Below are 19,338 nucleotides of genomic sequence, written 5' to 3' on the forward strand. Positions count from 1 at the left end.
CCAGAAAGCGATCGATCTTTATGTGTTCGGGGGGGCGCCATCATCGGCCGGTGACCGCACTGCGTGTCACCGATCGCATCCGCTAAGATGATGCCCGGCTTCGATGCCGCCCGTCAGAACGCACCCGAAACCCGATCACTGTGAAAGCGACCTCTCCGGCTCGCAATATCGCCTCTCAAGGGCGACAGGCATGGGGGCATATCATCGCCCCGAGCATTCACGATTGGGATCACGTGCTGCTTCAAGTTTCTGCCGACAAGGCAAATATCATCACTTAATCGAAAACACCAGAACGCGGCGAGAACATTGATCTAATCGGCGTTAACGATATTTGCTGTAGTTTCAGACCGTCTGTCGGTCGACAGTATGGCGTCGATCGGCCCAGGCCGACGGACTGATGGAGTTAATGCAGGATCACCCACGATGCTTGGGGCCGTTGCGGACTTGTTGAGCCGGACGCCGGCGATCAATCAATCACGACGCCGTCGAGCCGCATCGTCAAGTTCTGCGGCACGACGACGAGATCCACCGTCGCTGTATCGGCGATCTGACTTCAAGGCATTGAACGCAAGAGAGAAGATCCGCCAATCGCTTGACTTGCCGTGTGCCGCGGGCCACCTTCTTGTCATGGTCGCCATCGCGACATTCGCGCGTTTCCGCGCTCACGCCGGGCAACTCGCCGCACGCGTGTAGCCCGAACCTCGGGCGGCGTGCCGCTGGGGTTCGGGGTCTTGTTCGATCACTTCTGCGGGCGGCCGGCTCGCGCACTCGAATAAGTGGAAATGCCACCATGGCATGTCGTGATTCGGATGCCGGCGAGCGCCGGTCGGGGTCCATCGTCCTGCAGGATCGTGACGGAGCGGTGCGCGGCTACCTGCGCAGCGAGCTGGCGAGCTTCTTCTCGCGCCGGTTCGATCTCTGCGTCGGCTATGAGCCCAAGGCGGATGGTGCCGCGCCGAAGCCGCGGGGACTGCGCCGATTCGTCGACGTCGAGATGTGCCTGATGATCGGCGCGATCGGCGTGCCGGTGCTCGGCTACCTGGCCTGGCAGGGGTGATTTCGGCGCGGCGCCCCTCCCCTGATGGGGGGGGCATCGTTGTCAGGCAGCGGCCTTTTTGCGCTCGGCCATCTCGGCGTTGAGCATTTCGGCGAGCAGGAACGCCATCTCCAGGCTCTGGCCCGCGTTGAGGCGTGGGTCGCAGTGGGTGTGGTAACGATCCGCGAGCGATTGCTCGGTCACGTCGATCGCGCCGCCGGTGCATTCGGTGACGTTCTGGCCGGTCATCTCGGCATGGATGCCGCCGGCATGAGTGCCTTCGGCACGGTGCACCGAGAAGAAGCCGCGCACTTCGGCAAGGATCCGCTCGAACGGTCGGGTCTTGTAGCCGGTCGCCGCCTTCACGGTATTGCCGTGCATCGGATCGCAGCTCCACACCACCGGATGCCCCTCGCGCGTCACGGCGCGGACGAGGCGAGGCAGCGCGGCTTCGATCTTGTCATAGCCATAGCGGGTGATCAGCGTCATGCGCCCCGGCACGCGGCCGGGGTTGAGCGTATCAAGCATCTTGAGCAGCGCATCGGGCTCCAGGCTCGGCCCGCACTTGATGCCGATCGGATTCTCGATCCCGCGCAGGAACTCGACATGGGCCGAGCCCTCGAACCGGGTACGGTCGCCGATCCAGACGAAATGCGCGGAAGTGTCGTACCAGTCGCCGGTCAGCGAATCCTGGCGAGTCATCGCCTGCTCATAGGGGAGCAGCAGCGCCTCGTGGCTGGTGTAGAAGCTGGTCTGCGACAGCTGGGGCACGGTTTCAGGATCGATGCCGCAGGCGGCCATGAACTCGAGCGCCTCGCCGATGCGGTCTGCGGTCTCGGCGTATTTCTTCGCCCAGGGACTGCGACCCATGAAGTCGTGAGTCCAGCGATGGACTTGGTGCAGGTTCGCATAGCCGCCCTGCGCAAAGGCGCGGAGGAGGTTGAGCGTCGCCGCCGATTGCAGATAGCCCTGGATCATCCGCTGCGGGTCGGGAACCCGGCTGGCGGCAGTGAAGGCGATGTCGTTGACGTTGTCGCCGCGATAGCTGGGCAGCTCGACGCCGTCGATCGACTCCATCGGTGCGGAGCGCGGCTTGGCGAACTGGCCCGCCATGCGGCCGAGCTTCACCACCGGCAGCTTCGATGCGAAGGTCATGACGACCGCCATCTGCAGGATGACGCGGAAGGTGTCGCGGATGTTGTTCGGGTGGAACTCGGCAAACGATTCGGCGCAGTCGCCGCCCTGGAGCAGGAAGGCGTCGCCGCTGGCGACCTGTGCCAGCTCGTCGGTCAGCTTGCGCGCCTCGCCCGCGAAGACCAGCGGCGGATAGGTCCGCAGCGTGTCGGTCGCCGCGTCGAGCGCAGCGGCATCGGGATAGTCGGGCAGCTGGCGCGCCTCGTGCTTCGTCCAGCTGTCGGGGGCCCAGTTCGCGGCCATGATTACCTTCCTTCGTTCCGGCCCGGCCTCATGCGCCCAATCGCCCGGCGGTGCAACCGATGGTCATTGCGCCAGAGAGACAGTCGAGAAGGTCGCGCGCCCGCGCGGATAGGCGATGCGGGTGACGCCATCCGCCACGATGCGGAAGGCAGCGACGTCGCCGGCGGCTGCGGGACGAGTGCCGGGAAGCAACGTGCCCTCAGCCGCGTCGAGGTCGGCGAGCAAGGCGGATCGGGACATCGGCGACAGAACGGTGCCGACTTGCGCCATGCCCGAGATGAAGCGGTAATGGGCGCTGCGTCCGTCGGCGAAGCGAAGCTCGATGAACACGATCGGCTCGCGCACGGCGAGGCTGCCGAGACGAGCGACGAGCGTGCGGTCGAGGTCGATCGCGGCCAGCACCATCTGGTCGGAACGATGCGGCGGCAGGTTCACCCACGTGTTGGTAGCGAAGTCGGCGGAGCCCGCGGCAGCGGTGACGGCGCCGCGTGGCGTGGTCCGGCGTCGCAGGACTAAGCCGAGAGGGTGGCGTCCGACGATGTCGTAGCCTGCGGCGATGACGGGCAGCGACGGGCCGGTGGCGAGCGTTGGCAGGCGGTGGTCGATGTCGGTGCCGATGGCGAGCAGCAACGTCTGCGGGGCGCGGGTAGGCGTGGCAAAGAAAAGCGCGTCGTTGCGCTGGAGCGGCGCGGTATAGGAGGAATAGCTCTGCAACACCGGCCGCGGGCGATAGTCGAGGCCCGAGGCAATGACGGGGGCGATGTCATAGGGGATGACATCGACGCTGCCGGTCACGGCGGCGGGGAAGCGGCGGGCGAGCGAGCGCAGCGCTGCGGCGCGCTGGTCGGCGAACGACTGCCAGCCGTTGGGAGTAAACAGTACCAGGCTGCGGCTAGGGGCGGCCGTCCAGACCGACACTCGCTTGGTCAGTGCGACCTTAGGCGGATCGATCGCGTCGAATTTGATCGCGAACAGCATGGTGCCGAGCGCTGTGAGGACGCAGAGCCCAATCAGCCGGGCGGCTTCCGGCCGGCCGAGGCGGCGACGGCTATCGAGGTCGGCGGCGAGCGCCGGAAGCAGAAGCGCGACGGCGCTCCAGGTAATGACGGTATGGGCGTCGGCGCGGACATAGCCCATCTTGAAGGCGATGAACGATGTCCAGGCTAGCGCGCCGAGGCCGAATAGGCCACGCGCGTCCAGTCGCCGCTTGGCGAGCGTCCAGCCGGTCATCGCGAAGACCAGCAAGAGGGTGACGAGAATCGCAGCCATCGCACCGTAGCTTGCGATACCAGGCTCGATCGACATCGCCGCCGAATAGCCGCCGATCACCTGGCCTACCGCCGCAGCGCCCGAAAGCCAGCCGCTTGCCGCCTGGCCGGTGAGGAGGAGCGAGATTGCGAGCATGGCGAGGAACGACAGCAGCGCGACCGGCAACCGATGGAGGACCGCGAAGTAATAGAGGTCGACGAGGATCAGCAGCGGCAACGCGGCGAGGGCAAACGAATATTTGGCGAGCGCGAGGGGGGCGAAGAAGGCGGCAACCGCGGCGATCCAATAGCCGGGCCTAGCGAGCGCGACGACTACCGCGGCGAACAGCGCGCCGGTCAGCCGTGCGTCGGGTCCATAAGGTGCCAGCAGCAGCGCAACGCCATAGGCCGCGATGACGACGGGGCGGCGCGACAGGATTAATGGCGCCAGCCATAACCCCATCAGAAGCAGGTCAGCGGCCATCACCCAGCCATAGGTCGCAGAGTCGAACAGATGGGTGGAGAGCACCGCGAGCGGACCATAGGTGAAGACAAAGTCGTGGCCGAATTGCGCGCCATGCCGCGCCGCATATTCGGCGGCGAGTATCCAGCCGTTGTCGAGCCCCATGCCGGGCATGATCGGCTGCGGCATCGTTAACAGGAAGGTGGCCAGGACCACGAGGCCTGCGATGATCGTATCGCGACGATGGGAAGCGGAAGGCGGCATGACGGTCCTTGAGGCGGATCAGGGGCGGGGCGGATACACGAGGCGCAAGCTGGCGGCGGCCGCCCAGAGTGCGGCGACCGCGGCGAATAGCGCAGCTGCGGCATAGAGGGCGAGCCGCGCGGTCGTCGCCGGTGACAGGCCGAGGCCGCCGTGCAGCGCTAACCGTTGACGGGTCGCGCTGCGAACGGCGGGCGAGACGCCGAACTGGTCGGGCAGCAGGCCTGCGATCTCCGGGCGGCGAACGATCGCGGCGAGGCGTTCGGGGAAGGGGGTCGGCGCCCAGAACATCGGCCTGACGAACGCCCGCACGTCGTCGGTGCGGATGAACAGGCTCAGTGCCTCGGTTCGTGACTGTGCCGCGGCGCGGTCCAGTAGGTAGAAGCGTGGCAATGTCACGGCGGCGGACAGCGCGAGTAGTGCGGCGACGATTGCCGTCCAGCCGGCGGTGGCGGCCACCTGCGCCCGCCCGGCGGCGGCATCGGCGGATAGCCGCACCAGCGCGGCGGCGTTGACGATCACGCCTAGCGCCAGCAGATCGAGATAGCGCGACATCACCGCCGCCGCGGCGCGACCATAGGCGAGCGATGCGCATTGCAGCGCGAGCCACGCCGCGATGGCGATCAGGCGCCAGGCGGCGTCGCGGGGCTCGACCTTGTCGCGGACAAGCCGCCACAGCAGCAGCAGGACCGGCGCATTGAGTACGATCGGCGCGACGATAATTCCGCGCAGCGGCCATCCGGCGGCGCGGCTGAACGCCGACAACCACTGCCCGATGTCCTGCGCGCGCGAATGGCCGGTGTCGGGCGGCAGGGTGGTGACGGCGATGGCAAGGATCGTTGTGCCGATCAGCATCGCGACCCCGGCGACCTCACGCGGCGTCCGCCGCCGCGCACCGATCAGCATCTGAACGATCGGCACCGCGGCCGCGCCGATCGGCGTCAGCGCCCCCGATGCCATGGCGAAATAGGCTGCCATCGCGAGCGCGAGCCCCACCATCCACCGAGCCGAAAGGGCGGCGGCACTGGCCAGCAGCGCCAATGCCGGCACCGACAGCAACAGGACGAAATAGAATTGCGACTGGAATCCCCACAGCGTGTTTTCGATCCCGAACGGCACCGCGAAGAGCAGGATGAGGAACAGCGCCATCAGCCAGGGTGCCTGCGCCATGAGCGATCGCAGCAGCCAGGCGAGCAGCACGAGAACGCCGAGGTGGAGCAGTGCATTGGCAATCATTTCCGCCAGCACGTTCCAGTTGCCGGCCAGCTCCAGCACCAGCAGCGCCCACAGCCGGGTAAAGAAGATCCGGTGCTCGTTATGCGGCGAAATCAGGTCGGCGAGTGTCAGCCGGCCATCGACATAGGGGATGAAAAGGTCGATCGCCTCGCCGCCCCATTGGTCCCAAAACGGCGTCGGATTGCCCGCTATGGCGATCAGATAAAGCTTGGCGGCAAGGACCAGCAGGAGCGCACCTCCGATTGGCACCAGAGGCGAGCCCAGCAGATCGATCGCGCGGTTCAACAGGCGCTGATAGGAAGTCGGGCTCGGCGGCATGGCGCGGCGGCTTAGAGGCTTTTGCGCCAATCGGCTAGCCAAGTGCCCTGCGGTCTTCGGGCGGCCATGCGCTGCGCGAATGCGCGTCTGGCGCCGGCCGATGCCCACGCAAGCCGATCCACACCAATGCGGCAAAGAGCACAAACGCTTTGGCATCGATCGTGCCCTGCCATCGTCCTTCCGATCCAGCTCGCGAGGAAGCCGATCGCTAGCGGTGCTGTCAACGGCGCCACCACCGTGAGCGCGAGCAGCGCAGCGACTACTCGCGCGGCAGAGCGGCAGGGCAACATCACCAGCGGCAGAGCGTAGGTTGCAAGCACCACCGGGCGCCGCGATACGAGGAGGGGGCAGGCTACAGGCCCGTCATCAGCAGGTCGGCGGTAATGACCCAGCCATAGGTCGTGGGGTCGAAGCGGTAAAAGCGGAATGCCGGCGGCGGCCCGTAGGTGAAGACCAAATGCCGCCCGAAAACGACACCCTGACGTGCTGTATGCTCCACGCGAGCATTCGGCTCTCCTCGAGGCGGGGAACGCTCGGTCGGCCAGTCGCGCAACCGATCGGTCACGCACAATACGAAGGGCGACTAAATTGACGCATCGGCAGGGAGTTGGTAGGCTTATTCGCGATACGCCTAGAGGGCGGGAAGCTTGCACGCTTACCCATCCGATGATAGCGGCCCGCGCGATGTTTTTCCCCACCCTCGTCATGGGCTATCGGCCATGAGCCGCAGCATCGTCATCACCGGTGGCGCGGGTCTCGTCGGGCAGAACCTGGTCGCCCGGCTGAAAGCCAAGGGCTATGATCGGATCGTCTCGATCGACAAGGCCGCGGCCAATTCGGCGGTGCTGAAGGAACAGCATCCCGACGTCGAGGTGATCGTCGCCGATCTGGCGAGCGACGACGGCTGGCAGGAGAAGCTCAACGGCATCGACGCGCTGGTCAGCGCGCATGCGCAGATCGGCGGGCTGGTGCCGGACGAGTTCGTCCGCAACAACATCACCGCGTCGGAGCGGCTGGTGGCGGCGGCAAGAGCGGCGGGCGTGCCGTATCTCGTCAACATCTCGTCGTCGGTGGTCAACTCGATGGCGGTCGACGATTATACCGAAACCAAGAAGGCGCAGGAAAAGCTGGTCGCCGCGAGCGGCATCCCGCAGGTCATCCTGCGCCCGACGCTGATGTTCGGCTGGTTCGACCGCAAGCATGTCGGCTGGCTGGCGCGGTTCATGGAGAAGGCGCCGGTCTTTCCCATTCCCGGATCGGGCAAGTATCTGCGCCAGCCGCTGTACGTCGGCGATTTCTGCGACGTGATCGTCGCCGCGGTCGAGCGCCGGATCGAGGGCGCGTACAACATCACCGGGCAGGAACGGATCGACTATATCGACCTGATCCGCGCAATGAAGAAGGCGACGGGGGCGAAGACGCCGATCGTCACCATTCCCTATGGCCTCTTCAAGGCGATGCTAAAGACCTATGGCCTGTTCAGCAGGAACCCGCCGTTCACCGAAAAACAGCTGAAGGCGTTGACGACGCCCGACGTGTTCGAGGTGATCGACTGGCCGGGGATCTTCGGCGTCCGCGCCACGCCGCTCGACGAGGCATTGGCGGAAACATTCCGGCATCCCGTGTATTCGAAGATCGCTCTTCAATTCTGAATTTGACGCCCATTCGTGTCCCGTCCCCACCCCACCGTTCGTGCTGAGGAGGTGCTGAGCGAAGTCGAAGCACCGTCTCGAAGCAGAGGTGGCTTGACCCACCCTTCGAGACGCCGCTTCGACTTCGCTCAGCGGCTGCTCAGGGCGAACGGGGGTGGGTGTTTGCGCGCAATTCCCGTAAAGGCTCATCCCATGTCGATCCCTCACCCAGCGTCCGGAGCCTCCACCTGATGTCGCGCGTCGTCGTCATCGGCGCGGGCGCCATGGGCCTTGCCGCCGCCTATCACGCCGCGAAGGCCGGCCACAGCGTTGAGGTGCTGGAATCGGGCAGCGAACCCGGCGGGATGGCCGCGCATTTCGACCTCGACGGGGTGTCGATCGAGCGCTTCTATCACTTCATCTGCAAGGCGGATGCGCCGACCTTCGCGCTGCTCGATGAGCTGGGGCTGGCCGACAAGATGCGCTGGCGCGAGACGTCGATGGGGTATTTCTCGGGCGGCAAGCTGCACAAATGGGGCGATCCCTTTGCGCTGCTGACCTATCCGGAGGTCAGCCTGATCGCGCGGTTGCGCTATGGCCTGCTGGCGTTCGTGTCGACCAAGAAGGCCAGCTGGGACGAGCTGGAGACGACCAGCGCGCGCGACTGGATCGTGGGCTGGGCGGGGCAAGAAGCTTATGACAAGCTGTGGAAGCCTTTGTTCGATCTAAAGTTTTACCAATATGCCGATAATGTCTCGGCGGCGTGGATCTGGACCCGCGTGAAGCGGATCGGCAATTCGCGTAAATCGATGTTCCAGGAGGAGCTGGGCTATCTCGACGGCGGCAGCGAGGTGCTGGTCGATCGGCTGGTCGAGCGGATCGAGGCGATGGGCGGCCGCGTGTCGCTCTCGACCCTCGCGCTGCGCGTCGTCAGCGAGAACGGCCGCGTAACCGGCGTCGAGGCGAAGGACGGGTTCCACCCCGCCGATGCGGTGATCTCGACGATGCCGACGCCGCTGGTGTCGGACATGATCCCCGACCTGCCGGCGGATTGGAAGGCGAAGTACGACGCGATCGTCAACATCGGCGTCGCCTGCCTGATCTTCAAACTGAAGCGCTCGGTGACGCCGCATTTCTGGGTCAACGTGTCGGAACCCGATATCGCGATCCCCGGCATCATCGAATTTTCGAATCTGCGGCCGATGCCGAATGGCGAGACGATCGTCTTCGTCCCCTATTACATGCCCGTCACCAACGAGAAGTTCGGCTGGCCCGACCAGAAGCTGCTGGACGAGGCGTTCTCGTACATCAAGCGGATCAATCCGGCGCTGACCGAGGATGATATCCTCGCCAGCCGCGTCGCCCGGCTGAAATATGCGCAGCCGGTGTGCGAGCCGGGCTTCGCCGCGAAGATCCCGCCGGTGCAGACGCCGATCGAGGGGCTTCAGGTCGCCGACACCTGTTTCTATTATCCCGAGGACCGCGGCATCGCCGAAAGCGTGCGGCTGGGCCAGGAGATGGCGGCGCGGGTGCCGGCGTGACAAGCATGGCCGATGGCGCGGGTCGGCGCGAAGAGGGGAAGAGGTTCGCGAGCTTCGTCGTGACCGGCGGGATTGCGGCGTTTGCCAACCTGGGTTCGCGCTGGCTGCTGAGCCATGTGATGGATTATCCGTGGGCGGTGACGCTGGCCTATCTGGTCGGCATGACGACGGCCTACCTGCTGGCGCGCGCCTTCGTGTTCAAGCCGGCGGGCGGGCGGTGGCAGGGCGAGTTCGCGCGGTTCGCGATGGTCAATGCGATCAGTTTCCTGGTCGTTCTGGGCGTCAGCGTCGGGCTGGCCGACTGGTTGCTGCCGGCGATCGGCTGGCACTGGCACGCCGAGGACGTCGCGCATCTGGTCGGCGTGATGAGCCCGATCGTGTTGAGCTATTATGCGCACAAGCACTTCTCGTTCGGAAGCCGCGCGGCGTGAGCGCGGGCGTGCCCCTGGTCGTCGACGTCGACGGCACGCTGCTGAAAGGCGACCTGCTCCACGAAGCGGCGCTGCAGATGGTGGCGCGCCACCCGTTCGAGGCGTGGAAGCTGGCGACGTGGCTTGGCGGCGGCAAGGCGGCGCTGAAGATGCGGCTGGCGAACCGCGTCGATCCCGTGGTCGAGAGCATTCCGCTGCGCCCCGAGGTAGTCGAGGTGATCCGCACCGCGCAGGACGACGGGCGCGAGGTGTGGCTGGCGTCGGCGTCGCCGCGGGTCTGGGTGGAGCGGGTTGCGGAGCGGGTCGGCGGGATCGCCGGGGTGCTGGCGACCGACGAGCGGGTCAATCTGGCTGGTGCGAACAAGGCGCGGGCGCTGGTGGCAAAGTTCGGCGCCGGTGGCTTCGACTATATCGGCGACAATGCGGTCGACCTGCGCGTGTGGCAGGATGCGCGCCAGGCGCTGGCGGTGGCGCACAACGCGGGCTTCGCGCGCACCGTCACGCGGCGTTTCCCCGATGCGGCGATCGTCGCCGAAGAGAAGCGGACGCTTCGTCCCTATATGCGCTCGCTGCGCATGTATCAGTGGGCGAAGAACCTGCTGGTCTTCCTGCCGGTGGTGGCGGGGCACAGTCTGCTCGACCCCTGGTCGCTGCTGGCGGCGTTCATGGCCTTCCTCGCCTTCTCGTTCGCGGCGTCGAGCGCCTACATCGTCAACGACCTGCTCGACCTGCCGGGCGACCGCGATCATCCGCGCAAATGCAAACGGCCCTTCGCCGCCGCCGAGGTGCCCGTCGTCCACGGACTGGTGCTGTCCACGCTGCTGATGGTCGCGGCGTTCGCGCTGGCGGTGGCGTTGCCGTGGCGGTTCGGGGCGGTGCTGGCGACCTATGTCGTGCTGACGCTCGGCTATTCGCTGCTGCTTAAGCGACGGATGCTGATCGACGTGATCGTGCTCGGCGGGCTCTATACCATCCGCGTGCTCGGTGGGGTGATGGCGACGGGTGAACGGACATCCCCGTGGCTGCTGATGTTCAGCCTGTTCCTGTTCCTGAGTTTAGCGGCGGTGAAGCGCTGTTCGGAATTGGTCGCGCGGCGCGAGGCGGGTAAGCCCGCACCGCTTGGCCGCGGTTACATGATGACGGATCTGGCGGTGCTGTTCCCGCTCGCCGCCGCCGCCGGATACGGCGCGGTGCTGGTCGTCACGCTGTACCTGTCGAGCCCGGAGGTGACCGAGCTTTACACCCATCCGATGCGGATGTGGCTCATCTGCCCGCTGCTGCTGTACTGGATCAGCCGGGTGCTCATCATTTCCAACCGAAACGAGCTCCACGACGATCCGGTGATCTTTGCCCTGACCGACCGGATCAGCTGGCTGGTAGGCGCGCTGGTCGCGGTCGTCATCGCGCTGTCGATATGACCGCGATCACCGGCTGGGGGCGCTATCCGCGTATCGAGGCCGAGGTGACGCGGCCCGCCAGCATCGAGGCGGCGGCGCGTGGCGAAGGCCTGCCGCGCGGCAATGGGCGGTCCTATGGCGACGCCAGCCTGGCGCCGCGCGCGGTCGACATGATGGGGCTCGATCGGCTGGTGTCGTTCGACGACCAGACCGGGCTGATCGTGTGCGAGGCGGGGCTGATGCTGTCCGACCTCATCGATCTGATGCTGCCGCGCGGATGGTTCGTGCCGGTGACGCCGGGGACGAAGCTGGTGACGATCGGCGGGATGGTCGCGAGCGACGTCCACGGCAAGAATCACCATGGCGCCGGCACGTTCGGCGAGCATGTCGCGTGGCTAGACCTAGCGCTGGGCGACGGGCGGGTGCTGCGCTGCTCGCGCGACGAGAACGCCGACCTTTTCGCGGCGACGATCGGGGGCATGGGGCTGACCGGGATCATCCTGACGGTCGCCTTCGCGATGATCCCGGTCGAGACCGCGATGGTGCGGCAGCGGCGGCTGCGGGCGCCGACGCTGGTGCATGCGTTCGCCGCGTTCGAGGAGTCGCTCGACTGGACCTATTCGGTGGCGTGGATCGATTGCTTGGCGAGCGGCAAGGATCTGGGGCGGTCGGCGATCCTGCTCGGCGAACATGCGCTTGCCCAGGAGCTTCCCGCAGGCGCCGAGCCGTTCGCGCGACCCGCCAAGGGCAAGAAGCGCGTGCCGATCGACATGCCGGGGTTCGTCCTCGGCCGGCTGTCGGTGACGGCGTTCAACAAGCTGTATTATGCAGCGCAGCGGCCCGGCGACATGCTGGTGCCGATCGACCCCTATTTCTGGCCGCTCGATGCGATCCTGGAATGGAACCGCATCTATGGGCGCGGCGGCTTCGTGCAATATCAGTGCGTGCTGCCGATCGAGGCCAGTGCGGCAGGCTATCAGCAGATACTGGCGGCGATCGCGGCGGAGGGGGATGCCTCGTTCTTGGCGGTGCTCAAGCGGATGGGGCCGCAGGGCCTGGGCATGCTGAGCTTTCCGATGGAGGGCTATACGCTGGCACTCGATTTCCCCGCCAATGCGCGCAATCTCGCGCTGCTCGACCGGCTCGACGCGATCACGGTCGATCATGGCGGACGAATCTACCTCGCCAAGGATGCGCGTGCCTCGGTGGCAACGATCGCGGCGGGCTATCCGCGGCTCGACGAATTTCGTGACGTGCGCCGTCGCTACGGGCTAGACGCACGTTTTTCCTCGCTTCTCTCCGAACGGCTCCACCTATGATCGCATCTCCCGTCGTCATCCTGGGCGCCCGCTCCGACATCGGCCGCGCGCTCGCCCGCGGCTACGCGGCGAAGGGCGCGCACGTGATCCTGGCCGCGCGCGGCGATATCGAGGCGGATCGCCGCGATCTGGAGGTCCGTAGTGGCGGCCAACCTAAGGCGGTGGCGTTCGACGTCACCGACGGCGCGCCCGATGCCTTCTTCGCCGGACTGGGTGAGACGCCGGGCACGGTGGTGATGGTCGCGGGGCTGCTCGGCGACCAGGACCGCTCGGCGAGCGACGATGCCGAGGCGGCGCGGGTCATGGCGACGAATTACGAAGGCCCGGCGCGCTATCTGCTTGCCGCGGCGCGCGCCATGAACGGCGTCGAGGGCGGTTGCATCATCGGCATCAGTTCGGTCGCGGGCGAGCGGGGGCGCGGGTCGAACTATATTTATGGCTCCGCGAAGGCGGGGCTGACGGCGTTCCTGTCGGGCCTGCGTAATGCGCAGGCGAAGGCGGGGCTGCACGTGATGACGGTGAAGCCGGGCTTCGTCGCGACGCAGATGACCGCGGGGATGAAGCTGCCGCCGCCGTTGACCGCACAGCCCGACGAGGTGGCGAAGGCGATCATCGACGCGCACGAGAAGCGCCGCGACGTCATCTACGTCAAGGCACGCTGGCGGCCGGTGATGGCGATCATCCGCGCGATCCCCGAGGGCGTGTTCAAGAAGCTGTCGCTGTAACCGCGATGGCCGGGCCGATCGAGGCGCTGGGCGACTTCATCGTCGCGCATCGGCAATGGGCGGCGCCGACGTTCGGGCTGCTGGCGCTGGGTGAATCGATCGCTGGGCTGGGGATCATCATCCCGGCGACGCCGATCCTGTTCCTGATGGGTACGCTGCTGGGTAGCGGGAAACTGGACGTGGCGCCGGTGCTCGCGTGGGCGATCCCGGGCGCGGTCGCCGGCTATTGGCTGTCATGGTTCGTGGGGCTTCGGCTGGGGCACCGCATCTATCACGGGCGGGCGCTCAAGCGGCACCGGCGCGGGGTGGCGCGGGCGCGGCTGTTCTTTCGCCGCTGGGGCGGGCCGGCGCTGATCCTGGGCCGCTATGCGCTGGGGCCGTTCCAGTCGATGCTGCCGCTGGTCGCGGGCGTGGCCAGGATGGATGCGCGGCGGTTCAACGCCTGGAATCTGGCGAGCGGCGTGACGTGGGTGATCGTGTGCCTGACGCCGGGGTATCTGACCGCCAAGGGACTGTGGGCCGCGGGCGTCGATCCGCGGGTGGAGCGGTGGATGACCGCGGGGCTGGCGGTGCTCAGCGTCGGACTGGTGGTGGCGGCGTTTGCGGGGCTGGGGTGGCGGGCATGGCGAGAGCGGAACGCTTAGCAACGGGCGTTGCCGTCCTCACCCTTCGCTGCCTTCGGCAGCATTTTCCCTCTCCCGTTGGGAGAGGGAAAGGCGCATCACCTTCTTCCGTCATGCTGAACTTGATTCAGCATCTCTCGCCGGTAACGCATGCGGCACGAGATGCTGAACCAAGTTCAGCATGACGGTGTAACTGACGGACGGCTCAGCGCCCCTCGACCGCCGCCAGGATCGCGCGGCCATACGCCGTCTTCTTCAGCGCCTCGCCGCGCTCGCGGGCTTGATCGGCGGTGATGAAGCCCTGTTCGAAGGCGATCTCCTCCAGGCAGGCGACCTGGATGCCCTGGCGATGCTGGATGGTGCGGACGAATTCCGACGCCTCGAGCAGCGAATCATGCGTGCCGGTGTCCAGCCATGCATAGCCGCGGCCCATCTGCTCGACGTAGAGGTCGCCCGCTTCCATATAGAGGCGGTTGAGGTCGGTGATCTCCAGCTCGCCGCGTGGGCTCGGCTTCAGATCGCGCGCCATCTGAACGACGCGATTGTCGTAGAAATACAGGCCGGTGACGGCGCAGTTCGACTTGGGCGTCTCGGGCTTTTCCTCCAGGCTGATCGCGCGACCGTCCGCCGCCAGTTCGACGACGCCGTAGCGCTCGGGGTCCTCGACGCGATAGCTGAACACCGTCGCGCCGTGGGTGCGCGCGACCGCGCTCGCCAGCAGGTCGGTCAGATGGGCACCGAAGAAGATGTTGTCGCCGAGCACCAGCGAGACATTGTCGTCGCCGATGAAGTCCGCGCCGATCGTGAACGCCTGCGCCAGCCCCTCGGGCCGCGGCTGTTCGGCATAGCTGATCGACAGGCCCCAGTTGCCGCCGTCGCCGAACATGCGGCGGTAATTGTCGATATAGTCGGGGCTCGAGATGATCAGGATGTCGCGGATGCCGGCGAGCATCAGCACCGACAGCGGATAATAGATCATCGGCTTGTCGTAGATCGGTAGCAGCTGCTTGTTGATCGCGAGCGTTGCCGGATGGAGCCGGGTGCCCGAGCCGCCGGCGAGGATAATGCCCTTCATGCGCGTGGTCCCGTCATGATTTTGTCGAGGATGTCGGAAAGTGCGGCCTGCCACGGTCGCGGCCGGATGCCGAAGTCGCGCGTCAGCGTCGCGGTGTCGAGCAGCGAGTTCGCGGGGCGCCGGGCCGGGGTGGGATAGGCGCTGGTCGGGATCGGCTCGACGCTGGGGCTCGGGCCGCCGCGGCTTGCCCCTTGGGCGAAGATTTCCTGCGCGAAGCCGTGCCACGTCGTCGGGCCGGCGTTGCTGAAATGATAGGTGCCGGTCGGCGCGTCGGTGTCGTCGGCGAGGCGCATTGCGATCGTCGCCAGCGCGGCGGCGAGATCGGCGGCGCTGGTCGGGCTGCCGTGCTGGTCGGCGACGACGGCAAGCGTGTCGCGTTGCGCACCGACACGGAGCATCGTCTTGACGAAGTTGTTGCCGTGCGCGGAGACGACCCAGGCGGTGCGGACGATGGCATGGCGCGCGCCCGAGGTGCGGACCGCCAGTTCGCCGCCGAGCTTCGACGCGCCATAGACGCCGAGCGGCGCGACGGGATCGTCGGTCTGCCACGCGCCGTCGCGATCCCCGGCAAAGACATAGTCGGTCGAGACCTGGACGATCGGAATGCCCGCACCCTTGCACGCCGCAGCGAAGGCGGCGGGGGCGAGGGCGTTGACAGCCCAAGCCGCCAGCTGGTCGCTCTCCGCCTTGTCGACCGCGGTATAGGCGGCAGCATTGATGACCGCGGCCCATGGGCGCTCGCCGACCTTGGCGGTGATCGCGGACGGATCGGTCAGGTCGAGGTCGGCGCGGGTGAGGACGACCACCTCCCAGCCTTGCGGCCAGGAAAGCCGCGCGAGTTCGGTGCCGACCTGGCCAGAGCCGCCGGTGGCGAGGATGGTCTTCACTGCGCTGCCCCGCCGGCGGCGACCGGGATCAAGCCGCGATCCCGCGGCGCTCGGAGGCCTTGGCCTCGACCAGCGGGCGCCACCAGGCCTCGTTGGCCAGATACCAGGCGACGGTCTTCTCGATGCCCGTCTCGAACGTCTCGGCCGGGGTCCATCCGAGTTCGTCGCGGATGCGGCTGGCGTCGATCGCGTAGCGCTTGTCGTGGCCAGGGCGGTCGGTGACGTAACCGATCTGCTCGGCATAGCTCTTGCCGTCGGCACGCGGGCGCAGGCGGTCGAGGATCGCGCAGACGGTCTGGACGACCTCCAGGTTCTGCTTCTCGTTGTTGCCGCCGACATTGTAGGTGCGGCCGACCTGGCCACGCTCGAACACCGCCTGCAGCGCGCGGACGTGATCCTCGACGTAGAGCCAGTCGCGGACCTGGTCGCCCTTGCCGTAGACCGGCAGCGTCTCGCCTGCGAGCGCCTTGACGATCATCAGCGGGATCAGCTTTTCGGGGAAGTGATACGGCCCGTAGTTGTTCGAGCAATTGGTGATGAGGACCGGCAGACCATAGGTATGGCCCCAGGCCTGAACGAGATGGTCGCTGCCCGCCTTCGACGCCGAATAGGGCGAGCGCGGGTCATAGGGCGTGTCTTCGGTGAAGAAGCCGGTGTCGCCGAGCGAGCCATAGACCTCGTCGGTCGAGATGTGGTGGAAGCGGAAGGCCGCCTTGCGCTCGTCGTCGAGCGACTGCCAGAAGGCGCGAGCCTCCGACAGCACGGTGAAGGTGCCGACGATGTTGGTTTGGATGAAGGCGCCCGGCCCGTCGATCGAGCGGTCGACATGGCTTTCGGCGGCGAGGTGCGTGATGACGTCGGGGCGGAAGTCGGCGATCGCGCGGCGCACCGCCTCGGCATCGCAAATGTCGCCCTGGACAAAGCGGTAGCGGTTCGACTCCGCGACGCCGTCAACGGTGGTCAGCGTGCCGGCATAGGTCAGCTTGTCGAAATTCAGGACTTCATGCGTGGTGTTCTCGATCAGGTGACGGACCAGTGCCGAGCCGATGAAGCCGGCGCCGCCGGTGACGAAGATACGCATCGTGGAGATTCCTTAAGCCAGCGGCGTCAGCGGGCGGCCATCGTAGGGGAAGGGACTGTCGAACTCGTTAAGCGATGGCAGGACGGCGTCCTTGGCGCTGAGTTCGGGCGTCGTGCCGGCGGGCATCGGCCAGTCGATGCCGACCGAGTCCCAGCGGATGCCGCCATCGCATTGCGGCGCATAGACGTCGGACACCTTGTAGGTGACCTCGCAATCGGGCTCAAGCGTAAGGAAGGCGTGGGCAAAGCCGACGGGGACGAATAGCTGATGGCCGTTCTCGGCGGTCAGCTCGGCGCCGACCCAATGGCCGTAGGTCGGCGAACCGGCGCGCACGTCGACCGCGACGTCGTAGATGCGGCCGCGGATGCAGCGGACCAGCTTGTCCTGGCCGTGGGGCGGCACCTGGAAATGGAGGCCGCGCAGCGTGAATTGCGGGACCGATAGCGAGTGATTGTCCTGAACGAAGCGGCAGTCGATGCCGTGCTTGGCGAAGGCGGCTTCGCTGTACACCTCGGTGAACCAGCCACGGGCGTCGCCGAAACGCCGGGGCTCGATCAGCTTGACAGGATTATCGTTCATGGCGCGGTCGATAGCCGCAGCGGCGGGCCGCCACAACCTGCGCTCAATATCCCAGTTCGAGATCGACGACGTTGGCCATCGGCTTGCCCGCGAGAAAGGCGGCGAGGTTCTTCAGGAACAGCGCGCCGGCCCGCTGGAACATCTTGGTCTGGCTTCGCCCGGAAAAGTGCATCGTAACCATGCAATTGGGGGCGCTCCACAGCGGATGGTCGGCGGGCAGCGGTTCGGGATCGGTGGGGTCGAGGAAGGCGCCGGCGATCGTCCCGGCATGAAGCGCGGCGACCAGCGCATCCTGGTCGATCATGTCGCCGCGCGCGATGTTGATGAGCCAGGCGCCATCCTTCATCGCCGCCAGCTCGTCGGCGCCGATCATCGTGCGCGTGTCATCCGTCGAGGGAGCGGCGAGGATCACCCAGTCATAGTCGCCGAGCCGCGCGCGCCAGGCATCGGGGGTCAGCGTGCCCTCGCGGCCCGAGCGGGTGACGCCGGTCACCTCGACCCCGAACGCCGCCAGCCGATCGCCGATCAGCCGGCCGATCGTGCCGTAGCCGATGACGAGCGCCCTGGTGTCGGTCAGTTCGAGCTTGCCCGGCGCGTCCATCGGCCATTCGCGGCGATCGGCGATCCTCACCACCTCGTCGAACCGCTTGGCGGCGGCAAGCACGCCGAGGACGGCATATTCGGCGACCGCGACGGCGTTGATGCCCGCGCCGTTGGTCAGGACGACATGACGCTCGCGCAGAAAATCGAGCGGGAAGGCGTCGAGCCCGGCGTAGATCGTCGACACCCATTTCAAATTGGGGCCGGCATGGCGAATCGCCTCGCTGGTCAGCCGGGTCGGCTGCATGTCGACCCAGGCGATGTCGGCGTCGGCGATCATCGCGTTCGCCTCTGCCGGGCTGGTGAACCACGCCGCCTCGACGCCGTCGGGCAGGTGCGGTTCGAGGAGCGGGCGGGCGAGCGCGGGGAGCAGGGCCTTCATGCCGCCCGGTGTAGCGCGGCGGCGGGGGCGGTGGTAGCGGCCTCGCCATGCTGAGCTTTTTCCTAGCGGCCGCGCTCGTCGCGAGCGGCGAACGCTCCTCGCTCGCGACCGAGGCGGATGCGCGGCTGGCGGCGATCGGCTGGCGGCTGGCGACGCGCAACGTCGCCCTGTGCGACCGTACCGCGCCGATGCCGGGCTGGGCGATCCATGCGCTCGATCAATATACCGCGCTGCCGCTGCCCGCTGGGCAAAGCGCGCCGCAGTTTCCGACGTCGGTCGCGGTAATGCTGGTGGTGCCGGGGGCGCCCGCCGCGCGTGCCGGGGTAAAGCCGGACGACGAACTGGTGGCAATCGCGGGCAAGCCGGTGCCGACGCCGCCGACGCCCGCGGCAAAGAGTTCAGCGACGCGTGATGCGGTCGAGGTGGCGGTGGCGGCGCAGCCGGCGGATCGGCCGCTGGCGGTGACGCTGGTCGACCGCAATGCGCGGCGCGACGTCGCGATCTCGGCAAGCCCCGGCTGCCGCGTGACATTCGAGGTGATCGGCGATGGCGGGCTGGGCGCCGAGAGCGACGGGCAGATGGTGCGGCTCGGCGCGGCGCTGTTCGCGCGCTACACCGACGACGAGCTGGCGGTGGTCGCGGCGCACGAGCTGGCGCACAACGTCCTGCGCCATCGCGCGCGATTGCAGGCGGCGGGCGTGAAGTTCGGGTTGCTATCCGAGTTCGGGCGCAATGCGCGGCTGTTCCAGCGAACCGAGACCGAGGCGGACCTGCTCGGCATGTATCTGTTGCGCAATGCGGGCTACGATCCGCGGATCGCCGTGACCTTCTGGCGCGCGCACGGCGGCGAGGTGGGCGGGGGCTTCTTTCGCAGCCGGACGCACCCTTCCGCGGCGAAGCGCGCCGCGGCGATCGAGGCGGAGATCGAGCGGATCCCCGCAGGGGCGGGGTTGCCGTATGTGCCGCCGCTGGTCGCGACGCGGGGGGAGGGGTTGCGGTAGTTTGAGCGTAAGCCCCTCCCCTTCAGGGGAGGGGTTGGGGTGGGGGACGCACGTTATATTCTCTGCGA

The 19,338-nt window shown here is 67.1% G+C and carries 18 protein-coding genes; 9 read left to right on the forward strand and 9 right to left on the reverse strand.

Translation table 11 applies throughout. From position 1 onward, the window contains the following. Positions 1 to 790: 790 nt before the first annotated feature. Positions 791 to 1,057: a hypothetical protein gene (locus GGQ80_RS11670; protein WP_183984968.1), complete on the forward strand. Its 267-nt coding sequence runs from the start codon at positions 791 to 793 to the stop codon at positions 1,055 to 1,057. Positions 1,058 to 1,099: 42 nt separating this feature from the next. Here GGQ80_RS11670 and GGQ80_RS11675 read toward each other — a convergent pair whose 3' ends face one another. The 4 genes from GGQ80_RS11675 to GGQ80_RS11690 all read right to left on the reverse strand — a co-directional run bounded on the left by GGQ80_RS11675 (position 1,100) and on the right by GGQ80_RS11690 (position 6,497). Beyond that, positions 1,100 to 2,473 carry a class II 3-deoxy-7-phosphoheptulonate synthase gene (locus tag GGQ80_RS11675; RefSeq protein ID WP_183984970.1) on the reverse strand — a complete coding sequence of 458 codons (1,374 nt, stop codon included), beginning with the start codon at positions 2,471 to 2,473 and terminating at the stop codon, positions 1,100 to 1,102. A 63-nt stretch (positions 2,474 to 2,536) separates the two neighbouring features. Beyond that, a complete protein-coding gene (locus tag GGQ80_RS11680; RefSeq protein ID WP_183984972.1) occupies positions 2,537 to 4,399 on the reverse strand; it encodes a hypothetical protein in 1,863 nt (620 codons plus the stop codon). 66 nt (positions 4,400 to 4,465) lie between these two features. Further along, positions 4,466 to 5,929: a hypothetical protein gene (locus GGQ80_RS11685; protein WP_221364349.1), complete on the reverse strand. Its 1,464-nt coding sequence runs from the start codon at positions 5,927 to 5,929 to the stop codon at positions 4,466 to 4,468. 421 nt (positions 5,930 to 6,350) lie between these two features. Beyond that, complete coding sequence (locus tag GGQ80_RS11690; RefSeq protein ID WP_183984976.1) at positions 6,351 to 6,497, reverse strand: hypothetical protein; 147 nt, start codon at positions 6,495 to 6,497, stop codon at positions 6,351 to 6,353. A 220-nt stretch (positions 6,498 to 6,717) separates the two neighbouring features. On the opposite strand from GGQ80_RS11690, the gene GGQ80_RS11695 reads away from it, so the two are divergent. From GGQ80_RS11695 to GGQ80_RS11725, 7 genes are all read left to right on the forward strand, one after another. Further along, positions 6,718 to 7,650: an NAD-dependent epimerase/dehydratase family protein gene (locus tag GGQ80_RS11695; protein ID WP_183984978.1), complete on the forward strand. Its 933-nt coding sequence runs from the start codon at positions 6,718 to 6,720 to the stop codon at positions 7,648 to 7,650. Positions 7,651 to 7,880: 230 nt separating this feature from the next. Then, positions 7,881 to 9,170 carry an NAD(P)/FAD-dependent oxidoreductase gene (locus GGQ80_RS11700; RefSeq protein ID WP_183984980.1) on the forward strand — a complete coding sequence of 430 codons (1,290 nt, stop codon included), beginning with the start codon at positions 7,881 to 7,883 and terminating at the stop codon, positions 9,168 to 9,170. A gap of 5 nt (positions 9,171 to 9,175) precedes the next feature. Beyond that, positions 9,176 to 9,601, forward strand: coding sequence for a GtrA family protein (locus tag GGQ80_RS11705; RefSeq protein WP_183984982.1), 426 nt, complete (start codon positions 9,176 to 9,178; stop codon positions 9,599 to 9,601). Between the two features lie 8 nt (positions 9,602 to 9,609). Next, positions 9,610 to 11,019, forward strand: a complete 1,410-nt coding sequence (locus GGQ80_RS11710; protein WP_183984984.1) for a UbiA family prenyltransferase — start codon at positions 9,610 to 9,612, stop codon at positions 11,017 to 11,019. Then, complete coding sequence (locus tag GGQ80_RS11715) at positions 11,016 to 12,317, forward strand: FAD-binding oxidoreductase (RefSeq protein WP_183984987.1); 1,302 nt, start codon at positions 11,016 to 11,018, stop codon at positions 12,315 to 12,317. The genes GGQ80_RS11710 and GGQ80_RS11715 overlap by 4 nt, the downstream gene beginning before the upstream one ends. After that, positions 12,314 to 13,042 carry an SDR family oxidoreductase gene (locus tag GGQ80_RS11720; RefSeq protein WP_183984989.1) on the forward strand — a complete coding sequence of 243 codons (729 nt, stop codon included), beginning with the start codon at positions 12,314 to 12,316 and terminating at the stop codon, positions 13,040 to 13,042. The genes GGQ80_RS11715 and GGQ80_RS11720 overlap by 4 nt, the downstream gene beginning before the upstream one ends. 5 nt (positions 13,043 to 13,047) lie before the next feature. Then, positions 13,048 to 13,686, forward strand: coding sequence for a DedA family protein (locus GGQ80_RS11725; RefSeq protein WP_183984991.1), 639 nt, complete (start codon positions 13,048 to 13,050; stop codon positions 13,684 to 13,686). 184 nt (positions 13,687 to 13,870) lie between these two features. Here GGQ80_RS11725 and rfbA read toward each other — a convergent pair whose 3' ends face one another. The 5 genes from rfbA to GGQ80_RS11750 are packed head-to-tail and all read right to left on the reverse strand — an operon-like array spanning position 13,871 to position 18,269. After that, complete coding sequence (gene rfbA, locus GGQ80_RS11730) at positions 13,871 to 14,740, reverse strand: glucose-1-phosphate thymidylyltransferase RfbA (protein ID WP_183984993.1); 870 nt, start codon at positions 14,738 to 14,740, stop codon at positions 13,871 to 13,873. Continuing rightward, entirely contained in the window at positions 14,737 to 15,627 is an 891-nt protein-coding gene (gene rfbD / locus GGQ80_RS11735) for a dTDP-4-dehydrorhamnose reductase (protein ID WP_183984995.1), read from the reverse strand. The genes rfbA and rfbD overlap by 4 nt, the downstream gene beginning before the upstream one ends. Positions 15,628 to 15,655: 28 nt before the next feature. Next, complete coding sequence (rfbB, locus tag GGQ80_RS11740; RefSeq protein ID WP_183984997.1) at positions 15,656 to 16,708, reverse strand: dTDP-glucose 4,6-dehydratase; 1,053 nt, start codon at positions 16,706 to 16,708, stop codon at positions 15,656 to 15,658. Positions 16,709 to 16,720: 12 nt separating this feature from the next. Continuing rightward, positions 16,721 to 17,287: a dTDP-4-dehydrorhamnose 3,5-epimerase gene (gene rfbC, locus GGQ80_RS11745; protein ID WP_183984998.1), complete on the reverse strand. Its 567-nt coding sequence runs from the start codon at positions 17,285 to 17,287 to the stop codon at positions 16,721 to 16,723. Between the two features lie 43 nt (positions 17,288 to 17,330). Next, the gene (locus tag GGQ80_RS11750; protein WP_183985001.1) at positions 17,331 to 18,269 is read right to left on the reverse strand and encodes a D-2-hydroxyacid dehydrogenase; all 939 of its coding nucleotides are present in this window, start codon (positions 18,267 to 18,269) and stop codon (positions 17,331 to 17,333) included. A gap of 47 nt (positions 18,270 to 18,316) precedes the next feature. On the opposite strand from GGQ80_RS11750, the gene GGQ80_RS11755 reads away from it, so the two are divergent. Then, entirely contained in the window at positions 18,317 to 19,270 is a 954-nt protein-coding gene (locus GGQ80_RS11755; protein ID WP_183985003.1) for a M48 family metallopeptidase, read from the forward strand. The last annotated feature ends 68 nt before the right edge of the window (positions 19,271 to 19,338 follow it).

The organism is Sphingomonas jinjuensis (assembly GCF_014197105.1).
GTDB lineage: Bacteria > Pseudomonadota > Alphaproteobacteria > Sphingomonadales > Sphingomonadaceae > Sphingomonas > Sphingomonas jinjuensis.

What these genes read in the sequence shown, in the direction of transcription:
- GGQ80_RS11695 (WP_183984978.1), top strand. Translation starts at nt 6,718, where the DNA reads ATGAGCCGCAGCATCGTCATCACCGGTGGCGCGGGTCTCGTCGGGCAG.
- rfbC (WP_183984998.1), bottom strand. Translation starts at nt 17,287, where the DNA reads ATGAACGATAATCCTGTCAAGCTGATCGAGCCCCGGCGTTTCGGCGAC.
- rfbB (WP_183984997.1), bottom strand. Translation starts at nt 16,708, where the DNA reads ATGCGTATCTTCGTCACCGGCGGCGCCGGCTTCATCGGCTCGGCACTG.
- GGQ80_RS11715 (WP_183984987.1), top strand. Translation starts at nt 11,016, where the DNA reads ATGACCGCGATCACCGGCTGGGGGCGCTATCCGCGTATCGAGGCCGAG.
- GGQ80_RS11725 (WP_183984991.1), top strand. Translation starts at nt 13,048, where the DNA reads ATGGCCGGGCCGATCGAGGCGCTGGGCGACTTCATCGTCGCGCATCGG.
- GGQ80_RS11755 (WP_183985003.1), top strand. Translation starts at nt 18,317, where the DNA reads ATGCTGAGCTTTTTCCTAGCGGCCGCGCTCGTCGCGAGCGGCGAACGC.
- rfbA (WP_183984993.1), bottom strand. Translation starts at nt 14,740, where the DNA reads ATGAAGGGCATTATCCTCGCCGGCGGCTCGGGCACCCGGCTCCATCCG.
- GGQ80_RS11675 (WP_183984970.1), bottom strand. Translation starts at nt 2,473, where the DNA reads ATGGCCGCGAACTGGGCCCCCGACAGCTGGACGAAGCACGAGGCGCGC.
- GGQ80_RS11750 (WP_183985001.1), bottom strand. Translation starts at nt 18,269, where the DNA reads ATGAAGGCCCTGCTCCCCGCGCTCGCCCGCCCGCTCCTCGAACCGCAC.
- GGQ80_RS11700 (WP_183984980.1), top strand. Translation starts at nt 7,881, where the DNA reads ATGTCGCGCGTCGTCGTCATCGGCGCGGGCGCCATGGGCCTTGCCGCC.
- GGQ80_RS11670 (WP_183984968.1), top strand. Translation starts at nt 791, where the DNA reads ATGGCATGTCGTGATTCGGATGCCGGCGAGCGCCGGTCGGGGTCCATC.
- GGQ80_RS11705 (WP_183984982.1), top strand. Translation starts at nt 9,176, where the DNA reads ATGGCCGATGGCGCGGGTCGGCGCGAAGAGGGGAAGAGGTTCGCGAGC.
- GGQ80_RS11720 (WP_183984989.1), top strand. Translation starts at nt 12,314, where the DNA reads ATGATCGCATCTCCCGTCGTCATCCTGGGCGCCCGCTCCGACATCGGC.